Source organism: Natronocella acetinitrilica, assembly GCF_024170285.1.
Taxonomy (GTDB): domain Bacteria; phylum Pseudomonadota; class Gammaproteobacteria; order Nitrococcales; family Aquisalimonadaceae; genus Natronocella; species Natronocella acetinitrilica.
The window spans coordinates 167,012-189,126 of the sequence record NZ_JALJXV010000007.1; the positions used below are offsets into that span (position 1 = coordinate 167,012).

The 22,115-nt window shown below is 61.8% G+C and carries 18 protein-coding genes; 9 read left to right on the forward strand and 9 right to left on the reverse strand.

The genetic code is table 11. The features are described 5' to 3' along the window. Positions 1-4: 4 nt before the first annotated feature. From bchL to bchF, 5 genes are read right to left on the reverse strand one after another with little or no spacing between them, the layout of a single operon-like run. The gene (gene bchL, locus J2T57_RS14860; protein WP_253479895.1) at positions 5-913 is read right to left on the reverse strand and encodes a ferredoxin:protochlorophyllide reductase (ATP-dependent) iron-sulfur ATP-binding protein; all 909 of its coding nucleotides are present in this window, start codon (positions 911-913) and stop codon (positions 5-7) included. Further along, positions 910-4,629, reverse strand: coding sequence for a magnesium chelatase subunit H (locus tag J2T57_RS14865; protein WP_253479911.1), 3,720 nt, complete (start codon positions 4,627-4,629; stop codon positions 910-912). Before J2T57_RS14865 ends, bchL begins: the two co-directional genes overlap by 4 nt. Next, positions 4,604-6,187: a ferredoxin:protochlorophyllide reductase (ATP-dependent) subunit B gene (gene bchB, locus J2T57_RS14870; protein WP_253479914.1), complete on the reverse strand. Its 1,584-nt coding sequence runs from the start codon at positions 6,185-6,187 to the stop codon at positions 4,604-4,606. The genes J2T57_RS14865 and bchB overlap by 26 nt, the downstream gene beginning before the upstream one ends. After that, positions 6,188-7,474, reverse strand: a complete 1,287-nt coding sequence (locus J2T57_RS14875) for a ferredoxin:protochlorophyllide reductase (ATP-dependent) subunit N (RefSeq protein ID WP_253479917.1) — start codon at positions 7,472-7,474, stop codon at positions 6,188-6,190. After that, positions 7,471-7,986: a 2-vinyl bacteriochlorophyllide hydratase gene (bchF, locus tag J2T57_RS14880; RefSeq protein WP_253479920.1), complete on the reverse strand. Its 516-nt coding sequence runs from the start codon at positions 7,984-7,986 to the stop codon at positions 7,471-7,473. The genes J2T57_RS14875 and bchF overlap by 4 nt, the downstream gene beginning before the upstream one ends. A 407-nt stretch (positions 7,987-8,393) precedes the next feature. On the opposite strand from bchF, the gene J2T57_RS14885 reads away from it, so the two are divergent. From J2T57_RS14885 to J2T57_RS14925, 9 genes are all read left to right on the forward strand, one after another. Continuing rightward, positions 8,394-9,155 (forward strand): cobalamin B12-binding domain-containing protein, encoded by a 762-nt coding sequence (locus J2T57_RS14885; RefSeq protein ID WP_253479939.1) that lies wholly within the window; start codon positions 8,394-8,396, stop codon positions 9,153-9,155. A gap of 55 nt (positions 9,156-9,210) precedes the next feature. Further along, the gene (ppsR, locus tag J2T57_RS14890; RefSeq protein WP_253479942.1) at positions 9,211-10,626 is read left to right on the forward strand and encodes a transcriptional regulator PpsR; all 1,416 of its coding nucleotides are present in this window, start codon (positions 9,211-9,213) and stop codon (positions 10,624-10,626) included. A gap of 539 nt (positions 10,627-11,165) precedes the next feature. Then, complete coding sequence (locus J2T57_RS14895) at positions 11,166-11,762, forward strand: cobalamin B12-binding domain-containing protein (protein ID WP_253479945.1); 597 nt, start codon at positions 11,166-11,168, stop codon at positions 11,760-11,762. Next, complete coding sequence (locus J2T57_RS14900; RefSeq protein ID WP_253479967.1) at positions 11,713-13,059, forward strand: Coenzyme F420 hydrogenase/dehydrogenase, beta subunit C-terminal domain; 1,347 nt, start codon at positions 11,713-11,715, stop codon at positions 13,057-13,059. The genes J2T57_RS14895 and J2T57_RS14900 overlap by 50 nt, the downstream gene beginning before the upstream one ends. Positions 13,060-13,166: 107 nt before the next feature. Then, positions 13,167-13,469: a hypothetical protein gene (locus J2T57_RS14905; protein ID WP_253479970.1), complete on the forward strand. Its 303-nt coding sequence runs from the start codon at positions 13,167-13,169 to the stop codon at positions 13,467-13,469. After that, complete coding sequence (acsF, locus tag J2T57_RS14910; RefSeq protein WP_253479986.1) at positions 13,466-14,530, forward strand: magnesium-protoporphyrin IX monomethyl ester (oxidative) cyclase; 1,065 nt, start codon at positions 13,466-13,468, stop codon at positions 14,528-14,530. Before J2T57_RS14905 ends, acsF begins: the two co-directional genes overlap by 4 nt. A 206-nt stretch (positions 14,531-14,736) precedes the next feature. Next, positions 14,737-15,909 (forward strand): lycopene beta-cyclase CrtY, encoded by a 1,173-nt coding sequence (crtY, locus tag J2T57_RS14915; RefSeq protein WP_253480005.1) that lies wholly within the window; start codon positions 14,737-14,739, stop codon positions 15,907-15,909. After that, on the forward strand, positions 15,906-17,411 hold the full coding sequence (locus J2T57_RS14920; protein ID WP_253480008.1) for a phytoene desaturase: 1,506 nt from the start codon (positions 15,906-15,908) through the stop codon (positions 17,409-17,411). Before crtY ends, J2T57_RS14920 begins: the two co-directional genes overlap by 4 nt. A 19-nt stretch (positions 17,412-17,430) precedes the next feature. Further along, positions 17,431-18,369: a phytoene/squalene synthase family protein gene (locus J2T57_RS14925; protein ID WP_253480011.1), complete on the forward strand. Its 939-nt coding sequence runs from the start codon at positions 17,431-17,433 to the stop codon at positions 18,367-18,369. Here the strand turns inward: J2T57_RS14925 and J2T57_RS14930 are convergent. The 4 genes from J2T57_RS14930 to J2T57_RS14945 are packed head-to-tail and all read right to left on the reverse strand — an operon-like array spanning position 18,343 to position 21,968. After that, positions 18,343-18,876, reverse strand: coding sequence for a sterol desaturase family protein (locus J2T57_RS14930; protein WP_253480016.1), 534 nt, complete (start codon positions 18,874-18,876; stop codon positions 18,343-18,345). The two genes, J2T57_RS14925 and J2T57_RS14930, sit on opposite strands and share 27 nt — an antisense overlap. Before the next feature lie 19 nt (positions 18,877-18,895). Further along, the gene (locus J2T57_RS14935; RefSeq protein ID WP_253480019.1) at positions 18,896-20,089 is read right to left on the reverse strand and encodes an ABC transporter permease; all 1,194 of its coding nucleotides are present in this window, start codon (positions 20,087-20,089) and stop codon (positions 18,896-18,898) included. Next, positions 20,086-21,057, reverse strand: a complete 972-nt coding sequence (locus J2T57_RS14940) for an ABC transporter ATP-binding protein (RefSeq protein ID WP_253480022.1) — start codon at positions 21,055-21,057, stop codon at positions 20,086-20,088. The genes J2T57_RS14935 and J2T57_RS14940 overlap by 4 nt, the downstream gene beginning before the upstream one ends. 2 nt (positions 21,058-21,059) lie before the next feature. Next, positions 21,060-21,968 carry a polyprenyl synthetase family protein gene (locus tag J2T57_RS14945; protein ID WP_253480025.1) on the reverse strand — a complete coding sequence of 303 codons (909 nt, stop codon included), beginning with the start codon at positions 21,966-21,968 and terminating at the stop codon, positions 21,060-21,062. Positions 21,969-22,115 lie beyond the last annotated feature (147 nt).

Here is a 22,115-nt window from a genome sequence, read left to right on the forward strand (position 1 = left end):
TCCATCAATCAAAACCCAGCAGGTCGAAGATCTCGCGATCCTTCAGGCATTCTCCGATCATCGGATCCATACCCGCCCAGAGTGTGGCCGCCAGGCGCATATACTCCGCCTGAACCTCGTCAACCTCGGGGCACGACTCCATCTCGAAGAGCGTCGATTTCTTCAGGCGGCTTCTGCGTATGGCGTCTACATCCTTGAAATGCGCGATTTTCTGCAGACCGGTTCGCAGATTGAATCGATCAATTTCATCGGTGTCGGCACTGCGGTTGGCGATCACCCCACCCAGACGCACGTTATAGTTCTTGGACTTGGCCTTGATCGCACCGACGATCCTGTTCATCGCGAAGATGGAATCGAAATCGTTGGCGGTGATAATCAAGGCACGGTCGGCATGTTGCAGCGGCGCTGCAAAACCGCCGCAGACCACATCACCCAGCACATCGAAGATCACCACGTCGGTGTCTTCCAGCAGGTGATGTTCCTTCAGCAGCCGCACGGTCTGACCCACCACATAGCCACCGCAACCGGTACCTGCTGGTGGCCCGCCGGCTTCCACACACATGACACCGTTGTAGCCTTCGTAGACGAAGTCTTCAGTGCGCAGCTCTTCCGGGTGGAAATCCACCGCCTCCAGGCTGTCGATCACCGTCGGCACCAGCCGCTTGGTCAGAGTGAACGTGGAGTCATGTTTCGGATCACACCCAATCTGGAGCACCCGCTTGCCAAGCTTGGAAAAGGCAACCGAGAGGTTCGAGGACGTTGTGCTCTTGCCGATGCCGCCCTTGCCGTAGACGGCAAACACCTTGGCTCGGCCCATGTCCACTTTCGGGTCCTGGTGGACCTGCACGCTGCCCTGTCCATCCGGTGGGCGCTTGCCAATTGCCGTCACTGGGACAGCCGTCGTAGTTATCATGCAGCTACTCCTTCCGCAATTCCTTCGAGTCGATCTTCAAGTTCGTCGCCCGCACTGCGCAGCGCATCAAGCGTCTGTGCATCCGGCGACCAGTAGTTGCGTTCGTTGGCTTCAAGCAGGCGATTAGCGAGCTTCGCCGATGCTGCCGGATTGAGGCTTGCAAGCCTCTCGCGCATGGCGTCATCCAGCAGGAATGTTTCGGTGAGCTGTTGGTAGACCCAGGGCGCAACCTGCCCGGTGGTGGCCGACCAGCCCATGGTGTTGGTGACGTGGACCTCGATCTGGTGCACGCCCTCGTAGCCGTGCTCCAGCAATCCCTCGTACCACTTGGGGTTCAGCATCCGGGTGCGGGTTTCGAGTGCCACCTGATCCGCCAGTGTGCGTACCGTCCCCTCGCCACTGGTCTGATCGCCGATATACACCGGGACCGTGTTTCCGCCTGCCCGCTTGACGGCGCGACTGATGCCGCCAAGCGTGTCGAAGTAGTGATCCACCGACGTCACACCCAGCTCCACGGATTCCAGGTTCTGGTAAGCGAGCTCGACACCGGCCAGCATGCTGCCCAGCAGCTCCGCCTGACGTACGGGTTTGCCGTCGCGACCATAGGCAAAGCACTTTCTCCGGGTATAGGTCTCGGCAAGCTCGTCTTCCTCCTGCCAGCAGCCGTCGTCGATCATGGCGCCGACGTTTGCGCCGTAGGCTCCGTCGGCATTGCCGAAGACCCGCAGCGCTGCGGTCTCGAAGTCGCAGCCATGCTGTTCCTGGTAGGCCAGGGCATTGCGGCGGACAGGATTCATGTCCAGTGGCTCGTCTTCAGCGGAGGCTGCCAGGAAGGCCGCCTCGGCCAGAGCACGGGTCTGAATCGGCAGGAGATCCCGGAATATTCCGGACAGAGTCAGGACCACGTCGACCCGGGGGCGGCCGAGTTCATCCAGCGGGATCAACTCCGCACCACACAGCCGACCGTATCCATCAAACCGCGGCCTGGCTCCGATGAGCGCCAGCGCCTGACCGATCGGCGCGCCCTCGCTCTTCAGGTTATCCGTGCCCCACAGGACCATTGCGATGGATGTTGGAGCCGGGTGGCCGTCGGCCTGATGCTTGGCAAGCAACAGCTCCGCCTGGGCAGCCCCGTCGCGGACCGCATAGGCACTGGGTATCCGATAGGGATCGAAACCATGGACGTTTCGTCCGGTGGGCAGGATGGCTGGCGAGCGAAGCAGATCGCCGCCCGGGGCAGGCCGAATGAAGCGGCCATCCAGTGCGGCGATGACAGCTTCGGTTTCCTGGTTGACTGCCAGCAATGCATCGGTGGCTGCGAGTTGATCCAGGACCTCCCGCGTCAGGCCTTCGGCGATCGCACCGGAGAGGATCTGCTCGGCAGGCACGCCATCCACGATGGCCGCTGCGCTTTCCTCTGTGAGCCTGACGCCGTGACCTGTCTCTGCCATGGCCTGCATCAGATCGATACGTGAGGCGCGCTTCGGTGGAACGCCAAGCACATGCAGACCGTCCGGGATCAGCGTGTACTCGAGTTCCAGCACCTCGGCAAGCAGCGCGGTGATTCGAGCCTCGGCTTCGTCGCCCCAGGCTGGCTCCTGCTCGGCAAGATCGACGGCGGCGGCCTGCGCCTGGATCAGCGCCGACAACTCAGCCTGCTCGTGCAGGTTATCCGGAAGCAAGGAGCGCCAGTGATCCATGGACTCCCTGAGTTCCAGCAGGCCCCGATAAAGCCCTGCCTTGGCAACCGGCGGTGTCAGGTAGCTGATAAGGGTCGCCGCCGACCGACGCTTGGCAATCGTGCCCTCGGACGGATTGTTTGCCGCGTAAAGATACAGGTTGGGCAGTTCGCCGATCAGCCGGTCAGGCCAACAGGCCGATGACAGACCCGACTGCTTGCCGGGCATGAATTCCAGCGCACCGTGGGTCCCGAAATGCAGAACCGCGTGGGCGTTGAAATCCTCTCGCACGTAGCGGTAGAAGGCAGAAAACGCGTGAGTCGGTGCCAGGCCCTTGTCGAACAACAGGCGCATTGGATCGCCCTCATAGCCGAAACCGGGCTGTACGCCGACAAAGACATTGCCGAAGGTGGCGCCGAGCACGGCGATGGACGAACCGTCACTGAGCTGTCGGCCGGGAGCCGGGCCCCATTGCGCCTCGATCTCCTTCAACCACGGCTCTCGGGCCACATGGTCGTTGACCCCGATGCGGGTATGCACTCGGGCGTAGGCCGTCTGCTGGGTTTCCCCGGCATCGATCAGGCGGTCGCGCAATGCGTCAACGGATGCGGGCATGTTCACCGTGTACCCGGCGTCGCGCATGGCGGTCAGGGTATGGAACAAGGATTCGAAGACCGCCAGGTAAGCGGCGGTACCCACCGCCCCCGCTTGGGGAGGAAAGCTGAACAACACCACGGCAACCCGGCGATCCTTGCGCGGTGTGCTGCGTAGCTGCACGAGGCGGTCAACCCGGCGGGCGAGTTTTTCTGCCCGTTCCGGGTGCACCTGCATGCTGCGAATACCATTCGCGCCACCAAGTGCAGAGCGCCCGCCGAATACCATGGGCCCGGTAGCGCCGTCGATCTCCGGTATGGCTACCATCATGGTCGCCTCTACCGGCGTCAGGCCCTGGTCAGAGGCCTCCCACTGCTCGAGACCCTGGAATTCAAGAGCCTGGGCGGCAAGGTACGGCACATCAAGACGGGCCAGCATTTCTTCGGCTGCGGCCGCATCGTTGTAGGCTGGGCCCCCGACCAGCGAGAAGCCGGTCAGAGAGACCACTGCATCCACCGTGGCGACACCATTACGCATGAAAAACGCGTCAACCGCGGGGCGACTGTCAAGCCCACTGGCAAACGCCGGGATAACGCGATATCCCTGCGTCTCCAGCGCCTTGATCACGCCATCGTAGTGAGCCGAATCGCCCGCCAGCACGTAGGAACGCATTAGAAGGAGGCCGACAGTGCCCCGGGACTTCAAGCCCGGCTTCGGCAAGCGGGAGGCATCATCGCTGATTCCACCTTTGAGTCGCGGGTGATAGACGCCGACATCCGGATACTCCACGGGGGCGGCAGCGGGCACCGTTCCGCGCAGCCCACGCCGATCGCCATCGGCGTAGCGATTGACGAGCAATCGAACCATCTGGCAGATGTTCTCGTCTGAACTAGCCAGGAAATATTGCATGGTCAGGAAGTAGGCGCGAACATCCTGGGCCGCACCGGGAATAAAACGCAGGATGCGCGGTATGCGCCGCAGCATGGCCATCTGTTTTGCGCCGGTGGTTGCGGCGCCGGCTTTGCCCCGCTGGCCGCGGAGTTTCTTCAGGAGGGACATCGGTCCGCTGCTGGAACCGTCCATGGTGAATCGGCCCATGCGAGTGAGCTTCATCACCTCGCCCGCCGCCATGATGCTGACCATTGCGTCGCAGTGATCGCGACGCGCCCGCAGATCTTCGATCACGGGATTGATGTGCTCTTCCATGAACAGCATGGACGAGAGAATGATGTCGCCCCTGGCGATCTCTTCCCGACAGTGCGTCAATGCCTCTGGGTCGTCTTTCCAGTTCGAGGCTGCATGCAGAGTCAACACAAGCCCGGGAACTGCTTTTTCCAGTTCAAGGCGGGCCCGTTGCGTGGCTGCAGCGAGGTGGCCGTCCAGGGTGATGATAACCACCCGGATGGGAATGGCCGTCTCAGCGACCGAAGTAGGCTTTGGCATCGTAGAGCGTCTCCACGGTTATACTTGCAAGGCCTGTTTCCGCTGCGAACCGTTCGGTATTCCGTCGGGCCTTTCCACGAACGAAAAACGGGATCTTGCGTAGCTCGGTTTCAGCTTCCGGCGTCCAGGAGCAACTGCCCTCCTCTACAACGACGCCTTCATCCTCTTCCGCAGTCACACCGGCAGTGACGAGGCCCGGCTTTGGCGGTGCTTCCGAACCCAAATGGGAAGCGGTAGCGCCATCGTGGAACTCGAAGTCTCCACGAAACATGCCGAGCAGGTGTTCTTCCAGGCCCATCATCAATGGATGCACCCAGGTGTCGAAAATCACATTGGCCCCTTCCAGGCCCATTTGTGGCGAATACCGGGCAGGGAAATCCTGCACATGGACAGGCGCGGAAATGACCGCGCAGGCAATGCCGAGTCGCTTGGCAATGTGCCGCTCCATTTGCGTGCCAAGCACCAGCTCGGGCTGCAACTCGGTCACGCGCGCCTCGACTTCCAGGTAATCGTCTGTTATCAGCGCTTCGAGACCGTAGCGGCTGGCGGCCTCCCGAACCTCGCGAGCCATTTCGCGGCTGTAGGTCCCGAGACCGACAACCTCGAAGGCAAGCTCATCGTTGGCGATCCGGGCCGCGGCGAGGGCGTGGGTGGCATCGCCGAAGATGAAAACCCGCTTGCCCGTGAGGTAGGTGGAATCCACCGAACGTGAATACCAGGGCAGGCGGGAGTCGAGAGCAGCCAGGGCGTCGGTCACGTCGAGACCGGCGACCTCGCCCACCTCGATAACGAAGTCCCGTGTCGCACCGACGCCGATTGGCACCGTGCTGACGAACGGTTGGTGGAAGACCCGCTTCAGCCACGCGCAGGTCGTTCTCGCAATCTCGGGATACAGGCAGATGTTGAAGTCGGCATCCGGCAGGCGGTGAAGGTCAGCCGGCGTCGCACCCTCCGGGGCAACCACGTTGACGGCCACACCCAGCAGAGCCAGAAGCCGCTTGATCTCTTCAACATCGTCTCGACAGCGGAAACCCAGCGCCGTAGGGCCAAGGATATTGGCGGTCGGCTGGGCTCCCTGACTCGGTGCACCCGCTCCCGCGTCCGACTGCTCAACCTGGTCGGCAACCATTGCCCGCACCAGGTGATAGAAGGTCTCGCTGGCGCCCCAGTTTTCCTTGCGGGAATAGGCGGGCAATTCCAATGGCACCACGGGTACGGGCAGGTTCATGCCCTGGGCCAGGGATCCGGGCTGATCCTGGATCAGCTCCGCGGTGCAACTCTCGCCGACAAGCAGCGCTTCAGGCTTGAACCGCTCATAAGCCTTGCGCACCGCCTCTGTAACGAGGTTGGCCGTATCGCTACCCAGGTCCCGAGCCTGAAATGTGGTGTAGCTGACCGGCGGCCGGGTCGAGCGTCGCTCGATCATGGTGAACAGTAGATCCGCATAGGTATCGCCCTGGGGGGCGTGCAGCACGTAGTGGACGTTGCGCATAGCCGTGGCGATGCGCATGGCCCCGACATGGGGCGGTCCTTCGTAAGTCCAGAGCGTCAACTGCATCTATACCGCCAATTTCTCGTTACGAACCAGGGGCCGCGCAAATAGCTCGGCCAGATCAGCGGCTTGCTCGAAGCCGTGAATCGGAGAAAACACCAACTCGATGGACCATTTGGTACGCAAGCCCTCGGCCTCCAGCGGATTCGCCAGGCCCAGCCCACAGACGGTCAGGTCTGGCGCATCCTGGCGCAGCCGATCCAGTTGCAGATCGACATCCTGCCCCTCGCTCAAACGCACATCGGCACCGAGCCTCGGAAGCTCACCAGCGAGGACCTGACGGTCCAGGTAGGGCGTACCCACCTCCACCGGAATGACGCCGCATTCCTCGGCGAGAAAGCGAGCCAGAGGTATTTCGAGTTGCGAATCCGGGAGAAAACTGATTCGGCGCCCTTCCAGCACCGGGCGGTAACGCTCCAGTGCGCGCCTTGCCCGCGCTGCGGGGGCCTCCGTGGCGAGCCGAAACTGCTCGTCGGTAACGCCGAAGACATCGGCCGCTGCGCGGAGCCAACCGAGCGTACCTTCCACACCCAGCGGATACGGTGCCTGTATCAGCTTTGCACCCTTGCGCACCAGCGCCCGGGCGGTGTCCCCCACAAAGGGCTGTGCCAGCAACAGATGGACACCAGGGCCCACGGGTGGCAGGTCCGCGGCAGTGCGCGCCGGGAGAAAATGCACATCGGTAACGCCCATCGCCGCGAAAATCCGGCGGAACTGATCCTCGACCACGTCCGCCAGCGTCCCGACGATGAGCAGTGATGCGGCCTCCGCGTTGGTCTGGGGCATCTCCGAGACCAGCGCGCTGAGACACTGATCCTCACCCTGGGTAAAGGTGGTCTCGATACCGCTGCCGGAATAACTCAGCACCCGAACGCGGCCTTGCTGCTCTCTGGTTAAACGTTCCGCTGCCGTCGCCAGATCGAGCTTGATGACCTCCGAAGGACAGGACCCGACCAGAAACAGGGTTCGGATATCAGGGCGGCGCGCCAGCAACTGCTCGACGAGCCGATCAAGCTCTTCATTACAGTCTGCAAGCCCGGCAAGATCCCTCTCCTGCAGAATCGCCGTGGCGAAGCGGGGTTCGGCAAAAATCATCACCCCGGCGGCGGATTGCAGGAGATGGGCACAGGTCCGTGACCCCACCACAAGAAAGAACGCGTCCTGGATCTTTCTGTGCAACCAGACGATGCCGGTGAGTCCGCAGAAGACTTCACGCTGACCGCGCTCCCGGAGGACGGATGCGTCATCGCAGCCCCCGCCCGGTCCTGGCGCGATCGCCGGAAAACCACTCATTTGACTACTCCTGCTGGAACCATAGGTGCTTCACCCTGCGCGCCTCGGCGCGCCGCACGCAGTTTGAGGATGAATTGGATGGCATTGACCAGGTACGCGACATAGGCGGCGAGCGCGAGATACATCTGCTGCTCGGGACTCATCCAGCCAGTGAACAGGACGACGATGTAGGCGGTATGGAGCGCCATGACGCCCATGCTGACCACGTCCTCCCAGAAGAACAGGGGCACGAAGAGATACCGACCGAAGACGACCTTTTCCCAGATGGAGCCGGTCACCATGATTGCGTAGAGAAGCACCGTCTTCAGGACAACGGACGCGGCCGCCAGGGCGAACCCCTCCCCTGTCTGGAGGTAGCGAATAACCAGGAAGACACTCACCAGGAAAACCGCGAACTGCAGCGGTGCGAGCAGGCCCTGTACCAGTGTCCAGGGAGACTCATCGCGTCGGCGTTTCTGCTCGGGCGTATAGAGTCCCGCACTGCCTGACTCCTGGAAGCGACGTTGCTGCATACCGCTGTGCCTCGCTTTTATTCGTCCCGTATGGCCCTGAATCTAGTCTCGCTCCGAACGAGTGTCAAGCAAAGTTGACGTTTGCATTAATTGACATTTGCCAGGTAATGGGCCAAAACAGGAAGTAGGGATCGTGCACTCAGTGCTTTCCCCCAATACGTCGGACGGGTGACACCGTCATTGGAGACGGGTAAATGACGGACTTGCTGGATCAATCTGGTGCCGAGGGCTACCAACGATCGGATAACCATGGTGGTGGTTCAGTCCATCAACGCCCTGTAAAATCAAGGGCCAAGCAATCCAGCGGGGTTACAAGTAGTGAAGCGAAGCACAGCAATGATGGCAAAACCGACGAGAGACAGGGCACTGGCTCCAACGACGATTCAACCAGACTTTCTGTGTACCTGATGGACGCAATTGAACGGCGGATCATCCCGGAACTGCTGCGCAGTCGTGTTGAAGACGGCATGCGCGGAGGGGCTGGTCACCCCTCCCCCCCGTCCATCTCGAAGAAAGAAATCGACCGGCTGGCGGAGCTGTCCATCGCCCATGATGGTCGGGCCGCCTTTGATTTCGTCGATAGCTTTCGCGCCCGCGGCGTTGGTCTGAAGACCCTGTGCATGGACCTGCTTGCACCCGCCGCCCGTGAGCTAGGCAGGCACTGGTGCAATGACACGTGCAACTTCCTCGATGTCACCTGCGGTGTCAGCCGACTGCAGAGCATCCTTCACGAGCTCGGCAGCGCCGTGACCGCCGATCGATCACATGAGGCAACCCCGGGACGCGTATTGCTGCTCCCGGTGCCCGGCGAGCAGCACACTTTCGGCGTACAGATGGTGGCTGAATTCTTCCGCCGGGATGGATGGGATGTGTCCTGCGTCAACTTCACACATGGGCGCTCGGTAAGCGCGACAGTCGGGACCCGCTGGTTCGATGTTGTCGGGCTATCGTTGGCGTCGGAAACACTGATAGACTCATGCGCTGCCGAGATCTCCGCCATTCGCAAGGCCTCGATAAATCAGAACATTCAGGTAATGGTCGGCGGAGCGCTGGCAAGTCAACGGCAAGACATCCACTCACTGGTCAGCGCGGACGTGATCGCAACCTCCTTTTCGGGAGCGGCTGCGGAGGTCTCGCATGCCGATATGTCTAGTGCGAAAGGTCACTAGTCGGCGCCACTCGTCTCGCGAGGCAACGAATGCGTTGCCGGAGGACAGATAGATCGTGAAAACGCTCGAGGCCCCACAGGAATCCTTCAAGGGCCTGGACGCCGAGGAAGCCGCCCGCCTGATAGCGACCGCGGCTGACGTGGTGCTCGTACTTGATGAGCAGGGCCGCATCCTGGACAACGCATTTTCCGGGGATGAGGCCATTGGTGCGGACTGGCGTGGCAAGCAATGGGTAGACGTGGTCACCATTGAAAGCCGACCCAAGGTCGAGGCAATGCTCTCGTCGCCGAGTGACTCCCATGTCGCGCCACGCTGGCGACAGGTCAACCATCCGGTGCATCGCGCTCCGGATGTCCCGGTGGACTACTGCGCAATACGTATTGACGGCGACGGCCGCATCATCGCCATAGGGCGCAATCTACGCACCCTTGCGTCGCTGCAGCAGCGCGTCATCGAAGTGCAGCAATCCCTGGAGCGGGACTACTGGCAGTTACGGCAAACCGAAGCACGCTTCCGGCTGCTATTCCAGACCGCGCTGGAACCCGTCCTGGTTCTGGACGCGGCAAACCGGAAAATCATCGAGGCCAACCCGTCTGCCGACAAACTGCTGACGAGGCGCAATCGCGAACTGGTTGGGCAGAGTTTCCCGGACGGCTTCAACCCGGCGGGTCAGGAGGCCATCACCTCACTGCTGGATGGCGTCTGCAACACGGGGCGTTCCGATAGCGTTATCGCCCACCGGGCCGATGGCACGGCCTTCAGCGTGTCGGCAGCCTTGTTGCGACAGCAACTGGATGCGCTCCTCATTGTTCGCCTCGTCCCCCAGACCGCCGGCTCTGCAATGCTCGGAGCAGAGTTGCCGGAAACGAAGTTACGCCTGTTACAGCTCATGGAAAAGGCGCCGGACGCAGTGGTCGTCACCGACGCCCAAGGCGCCATACTCAGCGCAAACCGCATGTTTCTGGACCTGGCACAAATGCCTTCCGAAGAGGTCGTGCGGCGAGAATCACTGGGCCGGTGGCTGGGGCGCCACGGCGTGGATCTGGACGTTCTCCTGGCCAGCCTCCGCCAGCATGCGGTGATAAGGCTGTTTCCCACCACTCTGCGGGGAGAGCTTGGCTCCAGTGCGAAGGTAGAAGTCTCGGCAGTCTCGAGCGCAGGCAAGGATACCAACGCCAGCTACGGTTTCTTTGTGCGCCATGTCGACCATCGACCCACAGGCGAAAGCGAACCGGAGATGGATCAGCCGCGCTCCATGGAACAGATGACCCAGCTTGTGGGCCAGGTTCCACTCAAGGAACTGGTTCGGGAGTCAACCGACCTGATCGAGAAGCTGTGCATCGAGGCTGCACTTCAGCTGACCGGAGACAACCGGGCCTCTGCGGCCGAACTGCTCGGACTCAGTCGCCAGAGCCTGTACGTCAAGCTGCGTAGACACGGCTTGATGGACGGCGATTCGGGCGAGCTTTAGGGGAGCGCTGCCATCATCGGCCTCGGGCCCGGGATGGAAGATTGGCATCGAGTCTGTTATAAATTTGTGGGGATCAAATAACGATGACGAGCAGCACAAGAGTCACAAATCAGATGACAAAGACACCATAAACTAATGAGAAGTCGCCGTATTTTTAAAGCGCGACACGGAGGAGGCACGCAATGACAGACCTGACTGAGGGTCCGGGGCTCCGGGATTCAGCAGACGAAGAAAACGAGCGTAGAGGGCACACTCACCTCCAGGCGCCTCCCACCGGACACGATCACTCGCAGATCCTCAGAAAAGATTCAGGTGACGCTCGCGCTCCGCCATCGATGCGCGGCGACAAATCGGCTTCAGCCATCAACAAGAGATCCGAGCAACTGCTTCGCACGATCGCTCGCGAAGTACTGCCGCAAATGATTGCCTCTCACAACGTTGGTGCGAAGGTACCTCCCCCCGCCCCGCCGGCCGTCGAACTGAATATCACGGCAGCCGAACAGCTGGCTGACCTATCACTGTCCCAGCCGAATGCGTCCGTGCAGGCCTACGTGCATGGGTTCGAAAAGGCCGGCTACTCCATGGACGCCATCTGCCTCGGACTGCTCACCCCGGCTGCGCAACGCCTGGGGCAACTCTGGAAAGAGGATCGGTGCTCGTTCCTGGACGTCACGGTCGGCCTAGGCAAACTGCAGCAGGTGCTCTCGGGCATCGGCATGCGCAGCCCGGACAACGGGCCACAGGGAACGCGCCGACGCGCCCTGCTGGCAACAAGTTCCGGCGAAGATCACACCTTCGGGGTACAAATGGCAGCCGAGTTCTTCCGCCGGGATGGCTGGGCCGTCGTTAGGGGCAGCGGTGGCCGGTCAGAATTGGCTGCCGCCTGTCGACGTTACAGCTTTGATCTGGTCGGGCTCTCTGCGGGGACCGAGCAGACCATCGACATACTCACCCGGGACATTCGCGCCATCCGCAAGGCGTCCTGCAACCGCTTCGTTGTCGTCATGGTAGGCGGAGCACTGTTCGACCGGCACCCCGAGCTGGTTCCCATGGTCGGCGCTGACGCCATGGCGCGAAACGGATGTGATGCGCCTGGCAGGGCGCGACAACTGGTGGCTCTTGCTGCTGAAGCCTGAATCTGGCGAGCAGCGTGTAACGACCGATCCGGCAGCGCCATTTGCGGGCGCGGCCGGAGCAGCCGAGTGGCCGCCTGCGAGAGACCTCTGCACAGACTGCGGCATTTCACGCACGGAAGATCCCCGCGCCTGTGGGCGCGCCTGCCAGTTCATCAAACCGGACTACCCTGGCCTCGAGCATGCGGTGCATGGCCGCGCGCGGAACCCCGACATCGCCGACGAACGTTTTTTTGGCCCTTACCAACGCATGTACCGGGCCCGGCTGGTTCCCGGCCTTGCAGGCGCGCAATGGTCGGGAATTACGACTCGTATCGCCGAGCGCTTGCTCACGACGGGTGTGGTGGATGCGGTACTCACCGTCCGGCCGGACGCCACCGACCGCTGGAAACCCGTCCCCGTGCTGGTCACTGATGCAGCCGACCTGGCTGGCTGCCGAGGCATGCGCATGGGCTACGCACCACTGCTGTCCCTGCTGGAGCCCGCCCGTCGCCAGGGTATCAAGCGGCTCGCCGTGATCGGCATCCCCTGCCAGGTCTACGCGCTGCGGGCGCTGGAGAAGGAACTTGGCTTTGAGCGCCTCTACGTCATTGGAACGCCCTGCTCCGACAACACCACCACCGCCAATTTTCACCGTTTCCTCGAGTTGTTGTCGGACGAGCCAGAACAGATCACTTACCTGGAGTTTCGAGCGGACTACCGGGTCGAACTTCGGTTCGAGGATGGCAGCGTGCGGGAAATCCCGTTTCTCGACTTGCCCATCTCCCGTTTGCCACCCGACTTTTTTCCACTGACCTGCCGCACCTGTGTGGACTATAGCAATGTCCTGTCCGATATCACCGTGGGCTACATGGGTGGCGAGGGTGACCAGTGGCTGATCGTGCGCAACGAGCGCGGACAAGCCCTGCTGGATCTGCTAGGTGAGGAGGTCCAACTCCGGGAACCCGGCAGTGCGGGCCGCCGCGCGGGCTCGGTGAAAGGCTTTCTGGCGAATGTGGAGCGCGCCGCCGGCGGCTTGCCGCTACGCCGAATGCCGGACTGGCTACGGCCAGTCGTGTCCTGGCTGATGCCGCGCATCGGCCCCCGCGGCCTTGAGTTCGCCCGGGCTCGCATCGAAATGAAAGCTATCGAAACGGTGATCCACCTGCGTCGCGAGCGTCCCCGCAGACTGCGCTCCATGATTCCCGACCATGTCTGGAACCTGGTCACCCCGTATGGCCTGCAGCCAGAACCGGGGGAACAACGCACATCGACACGCATGGCCTCGCCACCTGTGGCTCCAGAGCGCCCCCGCGACTAACCCGGCTCCACCAATCGACACTAGGCAACAGAGCGAGTGTCAACTATACTTGTCACAAGGTGTCTAATTATTCAGACACTCGTGCCGATGGCCGACGCGAGGCAAGTATGTTCGAGAAATGGGTCCTAAAGCGTTATTCCTTCGACGTTCCCTGCACAGTCGAAATTGAACACACCAATGAGTATCTCAAGGCTCACGTCGATCTTGGCGGTGTCGAGGTCGGCCCTGGTGACCAGGTGCAGGTTCATGATGCACCCACGGATGTCCGCTTCGGCGAGCGCGTGTTCTGCCACCGCCGGGCCACAGTTACGCGCGGAGGTCTGGCAGACCGGGTCTGGGCGCGGGTGGCGGCCACCGGTGAACTCAACGAACTCTACGACCTGAGCTTTTCTTCCCGGAGGCAGCTATGAGCGCGACAGCTGAGTATATCGGCCACTCCATTACCACGCAGCGAGCACAGGAAGACACCGTACTCAGCCCGCATTTCTATACCACCGACTTCGAGGCCATGGACAAGCTCGACGTCGAGCCTGTTCGTCAGGAGTGGGATCAGCTGATCCAGGAACTACGCAACGACGAGAACAAGGGCCACTTTCTGCGGGATGCGAGCTTCACGTCCCAGATCACCGACCTGCCTCCGGAACTGCGCAAGGAATTCGTCGACTTCCTGGTGAGCTCAGTGACTTCGGAGTTCTCGGGCTGTGTGCTGTACGCGGAGATCAAGAAGCGAGTCAGCAACCCCGACATCAAGGAACTGTTCACCCACATGAGTCGCGACGAGGCCCGACACGCGGGTTTCATCAATGACTCACTGAAGGATTTCGGCCTCGGCGTCGACCTGGGCTTTCTGACCAAGGCGAAGAAGTACAAGTACTTTCAGCCGAAATTCATCTTCTACGCTGTCTACCTCTCGGAGAAGATCGGCTACGCGCGCTATATCACCATCTTCCGTCAACTGGAAAAGCGCCCGGAACTGCGCTTCCACCCCATATTCCAGCGGTTCGAGAAATGGTGTAACGACGAGTTCCGTCACGGCGAGGCATTCGCGCTGCTGATGCGCTCCGATCCCAAGCTGCTCTCCGGCATGAATCGCCTGTGGATCCGTTTCTTCCTGTTGGCTGTCTACGGCACGATGTACGTGCGTGATCATGCACGGCCGGCCTTCCACAAGGCACTGGACATGGACCCAACGGAGTACGACTACACGGTTTTCGAGATCACTAATGAGATCTCGAAACAGGTCTTCCCCATCACCCTGAATCTCGAAGATCCACGATTCCGCGCCGGAATGAAACGTCTTGCCTGGATCACCGATCGGGCAGCAGAGGCCAAAGTTCGCGGTGGTATACTGGGCGGCTTGCAAAGGGCCTGCCTGGGCGTGGCTGCGGCAGGCGTCTTTGCCCGGATGTATCTGCTACCGGTCAAACGCAATCCGTTGCCGGACCAGGCCAGAACAGCGCCAGTCTGGTAGGCCCTGCATTTGGGGCTCACAGCCTCCGGGAACTCAGCGAAGCGCTGGCGCATTTGCGCCGGCGCTTCTTGGTTGGAGAACTTTCCAACGATGCGGACGTCCTAGGTAGCACTGAATCAAATCTGACGCTCGCGTTGGCCTCGCATCGTTGAGAATGCGATCATTGCCGTATCCCGGCGCAGCACAGGACGACCTTCTCGGGGCCCATGAAACCGGATCTCATTCTTGTCGGCGGCGGTCTTGCCAACTGCCTGATTGCCTGGCGACTGCGTCAGCGCTCCCCAGATGCACGGATCCTGATCCTCGAACGGGAACCGGCCTTGGCGGGCAACCACACCTGGTGTTTTCACGACACCGACCTCACTACCGCGCAGAACCAGTGGCTTTCGCCGCTGATCGTTCACCGCTGGCCGGATCATGAAGTGCGTTTCCCGACCTACAGCCGTATTCTCGGCGGGGGCTACCAGGCCCTGACCTCGGACCATCTGCGCGAGCAGATGGTCGAGCGCCAGGTGGCAGAGTTTCGATTAGGCGAGGCTGTGGTGGATATTCAGCCGGATTCCGTGGAACTCGCCTCCGGCGAGCGTCTGCAGGCCAGCACGGTTATCGATGGTCGCGGGCAACGCGGCAGCAACCATCTGGTCATGGGATTCCAGAAGTTCGTCGGTCAGGAGCTGCGCTGCCGGGAACCCCACGGATTTCAACGCCCCGTCATCATGGATGCGACAGTCTCGCAGCAGGACGGTTATCGGTTCGTTTACATTCTGCCCTTCGACAGTCATCGCCTCCTGATAGAGGACACCCGATACAGTGATGGTGGCGACTTGTCCCTGACCGCGTTCCGCGATGCCATCGCCGACTACGCGGCCTCCCATGGCCTGTTGGTGGATGAATGCTTGCGCGAAGAACAGGGCGTTCTGCCGATACTGCTCGCCGGCGACCTGGATGCCTTCTGGGCGGAGGCCTCGCCGGATGTTCCCCGAAGTGGGCTCGCCGCAGGACTGTTCCACCCCACCACCGGCTACTCCCTACCGGAGGCAGTCCGCCTGGCAGACGCCATCGCCGAGATTGGCGTCGATTCCCCTCAGCGCGTCGCCGAGTTGAGCTGGAAACACGCCTGCTCTGTCTGGCGGCGGGGGCGGGTTTTCCGGCTGGTCAATCGCATGCTGTTCCGGGCGGGCAAACCTGAACTCCGCTATCGCGTCCTGGAGCGTTTCTATTCGCTACGGGCACCACTGATCACCCGGTTTTATGCCGGCTCGCTGACTCTGCCGGACAAGGCCCGGCTGTTGGTCGGTAAACCGCCGGTCCCATTTTTCTCTGCCCTCGGCTGCATATCCGATCGGGCGCTGTATCGACGAGAGGCAGGATCCGCATGAGCGAACAACCCCGGGCGGCCGTTATTGGCTCCGGCTTTGGCGGCCTGGCGCTGGCTATCCGGCTACAGGCAAACGGCTACCAGACCACGCTGCTCGAGAAGCGAGACAAACCGGGCGGTCGCGCTTACGTCTACGAGGACCAGGGGTTTACCTTTGATGGCGGCCCCACGGTAATCACCGATCCGACGGCGCTGGAAGAGTTGTTCACCCAGGCGGGTCGGCAGATGCGTGACTACGTCGAGCTGCTGCCCGTGGATCCCATGTACAGACTGTGCTGGGAGAATGGCGACGTCTTCGACTACACCAACGATCAGGAACGCCTGGAGCGACAGATTCGGGAGATGAACCCCGACGACGTGGCCGGTTATCGTGAGTTCCTGCAGTTTTCCCGTGACGTGTTCGCCGAGGGTTATCTCAAGCTGGGCTCGGTGCCGTTTCTCGACTTTCGCAGCATGCTGCGTGTGGCTCCGCAACTGGTCAGGCTCAAGGCCTACAGAAGTGTCTACAGCATCGTTTCTCGCTACATCCGCAACGAGCATCTGCGCCAGGCATTCTCGTTCCATCCGCTTCTGGTGGGGGGCAATCCGTTCAAGACATCCTCCATTTACGCGTTGATTCATGCCCTGGAACGGGAATGGGGTGTGTGGTTTCCCCGGGGCGGAACCGGAGCACTCATACAGGCACTGGTTCGTCTCTTTGAGGATCTGGGCGGCGAGTTCCGCCTGAACGCCGAGGTGGATGAAATCCTGGTGACGGATGGGCGGGTAAAGGGCCTGCGCACCGCAGACGGCTGGTCCGCCGAGTTCGATGCCGTCGCCAGCAATGCGGATGTCATGCATACCTACCGCCACATGCTGCGCGGCAGCGAGCGGGGCCCGAAGGAAGCCCGGCGCCTGGCACGCATGCGCTACAGCATGTCGCTGTTCGTGATCTACTTCGGCCTCAATCGCACCTATCCGGACCTGCAGCACCATATGGTCTTGTTCGGGCCACGTTACCGTGGTCTGATCAATGAAATCTTCAATGGCCCCGAGTTGGCTGATGACTTCTCGCTTTATCTGCACGCGCCCACGGTTACCGACCCCTCCCTTGCCCCGGAAGGGTGCAGCACCTACTACGTACTCTCGCCGGTGCCCCACCTCGGCCGGGCGAATATCGACTGGGAAGTTGAGGGTCCCAAGTACGCAGACCGGATTCTCGACTACCTCGGTGAACACTACCTGCCCGGGTTACGCGATCACCTGGTCACCATGCGCCTGCTGACACCCGCCGGGTTCCGGGATGATCTCAATTCGCACCTGGGCTCGGCATTCTCGGTGGAACCTGTCTTGCAGCAGAGCGCCTGGTTCAGGCCCCACAACCGGGACGACCGCTTGTCGAATCTCTATCTGGTGGGGGCCGGCACCCACCCCGGGGCAGGCATACCGGGAGTCGTGGGATCCGCCAAGGCAACGGCCGGGCTGATGCTTGCGGATGCCGGGCTTACGCGACGTACCGCCTAGTCGTCGGAGTCTGCACCGTATGGATGCCATCACCCATCTCGGACGTGAGTCACTGGAACAGGGCTCCCGGAGCTTTGCCGCCGCCGCACGTCTGTTTCCAGCGGAGACTCGCGACAGTGCCTCCCTTCTCTATGCGGCCTGTCGTTATTTCGATGACGTCATCGACGGCCAGGACCTGGGGTTCTTTCATGACAGGGCCGTGACGGACAGCCCGGAACAGCGATTGCGCCTGCTGGAAGAGAAAACCAGCCTGGCGTTGCGCGGTGAGTCCATGGAAGAACCGGTGTTCCAGGCTTTCCAGCGGGTGGTGCAGGATCACCGGATTCCCCAGGCCTGCGTGATGGACTTCCTCCAGGGTTTCCGCATGGACGTTCAGGAACACACCTACGACACCCTGGACGATACGTTGCAATATTCATATCACGTTGCAGGCGTTGTGGGCGTGATGATGGCAATGGTCATGGGCGTTCGCGATGCCGACATTCTCGATCGCGCCTGTGATCTGGGCATTGCCTTCCAGTTGACCAACATTTCCCGGGACGTCATGGATGATCTCGAACTGGGGCGCTGCTACCTGCCAGCGGAGTGGCTGGATGAGTTCGGGCTGCGCCATGACACCGTGAATGATCCCGCGAATCGAGCCGCCGTGGCCAGGGTCGTTCAGCGGCTGGTGCAGACTGCAGAACCCTACTATGCGTCAGCCATAGCAGGGTTGTCGGCGCTGCCCTTCCGAAGCGCCTGGGCCATCGCCACTGCGAGGGGGGTCTACCGGGATATTGGTACCAAAGTCAGTCATCGGGGTGCCGATGCCTGGGACACGCGGGTTGTAACGACACGCAAGCGAAAGCTCTACCTCACCGCCCGCGGCTGCCTTCGCGCGCTGCACGCTGTGAGCATCGGCCGTTTACGCCCGCTGCCATCCAGAGCCGGCCTATGGACGCGCCCGCGTCATCTGTGAGCGCTCTTCCCGCCCCTCGCTCAGTGTGGCGCGCCCGTTGCGCACATTGTCGCGCAACTGCTCCCGCAACACACTGATTGGCGGCGCCAGAAGAAAGCCGAAGGAAACGCAACCATCGCGGCCACGTACCGCATGATGCAGCCGGTGGGCCTGATACAAACGCTTGAGATAACCTGATCTCGGAATGTAGCGCAACGGCCAGCGCTTGTGCACCAATCCATCGTGCACCAGGAAGTAGAGAAATCCGTACAGCGTCATGCCAAGGCCGATCCAGTAGGTCGGGCCATGGTCCACGGCGCCATAGGCGATCAACACGATGGACAGCCCGGCGAAAACGACAGCATAGAGATCATTCTTCTCGAGGACACCCTCCCCCGGTTCATGGTGCGACCGGTGCCACGCCCAGCCCCAGCCGTGCATGATGTACTTGTGCGCCGCCCAGGCAACAAACTCCATGGCGACCAGTGCACCCAGCAGGTAAAGCGCATTGACGAAATACTGCGTCATTACTGTCTCTACTCTTGAGTCAGGTCCGTGACCAGCGCCCGGCGAGCACCAGTGCACTCATAAAAGATATCAGAGCGATACCGAGTAGTACGCCCCAATAGGGAGCCAATTCCACCATTGTGTCGCCACGCCAGAAGATCCCCTGATAGGCCTCGATGCCCCATGCATTCGGGGTGATCCAACCCAGGTCCTGAAGCCATCCCGGCATCAGGAAGCGCGGCACCATACTGCCACCAATCGCCGACAGCAGAAGCACGGCAAACGAAGAGATGGTCTGTGCCTGTTGGCGCGTTCCGCAGGCTGCCGTGAGAGCCAGTGCCAGGCCACCGGCGGCCGCCGCCGCCATCATCGTAGTCAGCAACCATGGGCCGAAGTTCCCGAACAGGTCGACACCATAACCGAGCCAGGCCACCAGGAAGATCAGCGAAACCTGCAGCAGACCCTGCAAGGTGAGAAAGAGCCATTTGCCCGCCAGGATCACGTAGTGGCCTCCGGGGCCCATCAGCAAGCGATCGACGATGCCGGACTGCCGCTCTTCGATGACGCTGGCCGCACCCTGCATCGAAGCAAATAGGAGGAACAGCATCGCCACGGCGCCAGCGTAGTAGTTGACGCCGCCAACCGCGCCACCCTGACCGGGCATGGATTCCATACCCACCGCGCCTCCACCACCCTCGGATGCGCCGGCACGCGCCGCCTCAAGCCTTTGCTCCTGCTCGGCGCTGAAGCCGCCCAGCATGCGTTCGACCACAGCCAGCGTGCGACTGAGTTCGACATCGGGAAGCCCGGTCCCGATGGCATCCTGGACGCGCCCTGCCACCATGGGGCCGGCGATGGCGCGACTATCATCGGCGATGACGAGGATCGGTGGCACACCGTCCTCGACATCATGCAGCGTGCCGCGCAGGACTATCGCCGCATCGACACTACCAGCGCGCACCAGGTCCCGCACATCGTCGAGACCGGTCGCCCCCGTATGGGCTTCAAGCCGCAGGGTCTCGTCTTCGGCAAGGCGTTCGTAGAGCCGTGCAGTGTCATCGTCGTTAACCAGGTCGACCCAGGCGACCCGCAGCTGCAGATCATCCCCGCTGGTACCCGAGAAGATCGCGGCGAAGATCACGAAAATCACGGGTGGAAGCACCGTCGCCATGGCAAGGGCGCCACGGTCTCGAATCAGGTTGAGCCACATGACCTGCAGCACGGCAAGAATCAACGCACCCCCCCAGGGCCAGCCGTGAGGCGCCGGTAAAGGGTGTCCAGGTCCGGCTGACGGACGCGAATCTCGCGCACCGCGATCTGAAGGTCCTCGAGTTGCTCCAGCAACCGCCGCATGGGGACGAGACCCGACTCGAGTTCGCCCAGCCAATGCAAGGCATCGCCATTGACAGCAGCGAGGCCCAAGCCGCGGAGGGACGCCTGAAGCCCATCTTCCGGCTGCTGGAGTAATGTCAGGTGGACCTCGCGGTGGTCACCGAAAGTCTCTGCAATAAGGCTCTCAACCGAGCCGTTACGGATCAGCTCTCCCTGCAGCAGAATCACCACCCGATCACTGACGCGCTCTGCCTGCTCCAGATCGTGAGTTGTAAGCAGGATGCCGATGCCCTCCTCGGCCAGGCGCAACAGGACCTGCTGAAGCGCCTGCCGCGCATTGACATCGACCCCCACCATCGGCTCATCCAGAACCAACATGCGCGGGGCATGGAGAATAGCAGCCGCGATATTCACCCGGCGCTGGTAGCCTCCGGAAAGGGTCTGAACAAGGACGTCGGCGCGGTCGGTGAGTTGTGTCAGTTGCAAGGCACGATCAACTGCCGCGTTCAGAGCCCCCCTCGAGAGGCCAACCAGCCGTCCGAAGAAGCGCAGGTTCTCCCGGGGCGTCAGCATCGGGTAGAGCGCAATTTCCTGGGGCACGAAGCCGAGCATCCTACGCGCGGCGCCAGAACCGCCTGATCGCCCAGCGACGGATACAGTGCCGGAGGTCAGCGGTATCCGGCCGCAGATGCTGCGCATCAATGTGGTCTTGCCTGCACCATTCGGCCCGAGCAGAGTAACGATTTCCCCCGCGGCGATCTGCATATCCACGCCCCGGAGCACAGGATCACCTCCGTAACCGACCTGCAGATCCCTGGCATCCAGTGCCAGCGGCACGCCTTCACCGGCGCCTGCGATTCGCGCGGCCACGGTCATTCCGTCGGCAGTTCCCGGAACAGGGAATCCAGTAGCTCCTGCAAGTAGGGAGGATGCCCGGGGAAATGCTGCCTCAGGCACGCATGGGCATCTGCAAGATGTTGTCGAACGATACCGCAGGCTTGCGCAACGCCCAGTTCCGACACCAAAGTGGATTTGCCGGCATCCTGGCCGACATCCTTGCCGGCGATGGCGACGCAACTCATGGCATCAAGGACATCATCACTGGCCTGGAAGGCGAGCCCGACATGGCGTGCGAAGGATCGCAGCGGCGCGTAGGCGGAATCATCCGCCTCTGCAATCACCGCCCCCGACTCCACTGCCAACTGGAACAGGACGCCGGTCTTCTGATGGTTGATATCCTCGATTTCCTCGCGGCTTCGGGGCCGGCCGTTGGCGGTGAGATCCCTGCTCTGGCCACTGACCAGGCCGTCAGGTCCGATCGCCGTGGACAGCCCCTCGACCAGGCGCAAACGGGTCGCGGCGGACAGCTTCGGATCGGAGACGACAACGCCATATGCGCGGTTCATGAGCGCAATGGCTGCCAGGATTGCGCCATCCTCCCCGTAACGCTTGTGGACTGCTGGCAGGCCACGGCGCATGGCCGCGTTATCCATGCAGGGAAGGTCGTCCAGCACCAGCGAGGCCGTGTGTACCATTTCCAGCGCACAGGCGGTATCGAGGGCTGCAGTCGTATCACCGCCCAACTGCAACGTTGCCATCAGGGTCAACAGCGGACGCACCCGTTTGCCGGGTGACAACAAGCTGAAGCGCATTGCCTCAGCCAATGACTGACCCTCGGCATCCGCCTCCGGGATCAGCTTCCCCAGCCGGTCATCGACGATAAGTCGCAATTGATCCGCAAGAGATTCTGCGCTTGCACGGCCCGAGCTGAAATCGGGCATTTCAATCTGTCGGCTGGATGGCACGTTGTTTATCCAAAAATCATCTACGTCAACGCCGGTAGATCATGATCCGCGAAGGCCGGCGACAACCTTGGGGCCATGCAGACAGTGCCTCCGACCCGCCGGCATACTGACCCATGCGACGTT

Bases quoted from the DNA above. Each gene is read 5' to 3' on its own strand.
- J2T57_RS14900 (WP_253479967.1), top strand. From the start codon at position 11,713: ATGCGCCTGGCAGGGCGCGACAACTGGTGGCTCTTGCTGCTGAAGCCT.
- crtY (WP_253480005.1), top strand. From the start codon at position 14,737: ATGAAACCGGATCTCATTCTTGTCGGCGGCGGTCTTGCCAACTGCCTG.
- J2T57_RS14925 (WP_253480011.1), top strand. From the start codon at position 17,431: ATGGATGCCATCACCCATCTCGGACGTGAGTCACTGGAACAGGGCTCC.
- bchF (WP_253479920.1), bottom strand. From the start codon at position 7,986: ATGCAGCAACGTCGCTTCCAGGAGTCAGGCAGTGCGGGACTCTATACG.
- bchL (WP_253479895.1), bottom strand. From the start codon at position 913: ATGATAACTACGACGGCTGTCCCAGTGACGGCAATTGGCAAGCGCCCA.
- J2T57_RS14905 (WP_253479970.1), top strand. From the start codon at position 13,167: ATGTTCGAGAAATGGGTCCTAAAGCGTTATTCCTTCGACGTTCCCTGC.
- J2T57_RS14945 (WP_253480025.1), bottom strand. From the start codon at position 21,968: ATGCCCGATTTCAGCTCGGGCCGTGCAAGCGCAGAATCTCTTGCGGAT.
- J2T57_RS14865 (WP_253479911.1), bottom strand. From the start codon at position 4,629: ATGCCAAAGCCTACTTCGGTCGCTGAGACGGCCATTCCCATCCGGGTG.
- acsF (WP_253479986.1), top strand. From the start codon at position 13,466: ATGAGCGCGACAGCTGAGTATATCGGCCACTCCATTACCACGCAGCGA.
- bchB (WP_253479914.1), bottom strand. From the start codon at position 6,187: ATGCAGTTGACGCTCTGGACTTACGAAGGACCGCCCCATGTCGGGGCC.
- J2T57_RS14920 (WP_253480008.1), top strand. From the start codon at position 15,906: ATGAGCGAACAACCCCGGGCGGCCGTTATTGGCTCCGGCTTTGGCGGC.
- J2T57_RS14875 (WP_253479917.1), bottom strand. From the start codon at position 7,474: ATGAGTGGTTTTCCGGCGATCGCGCCAGGACCGGGCGGGGGCTGCGAT.
- J2T57_RS14885 (WP_253479939.1), top strand. From the start codon at position 8,394: ATGGACGCAATTGAACGGCGGATCATCCCGGAACTGCTGCGCAGTCGT.
- J2T57_RS14930 (WP_253480016.1), bottom strand. From the start codon at position 18,876: ATGACGCAGTATTTCGTCAATGCGCTTTACCTGCTGGGTGCACTGGTC.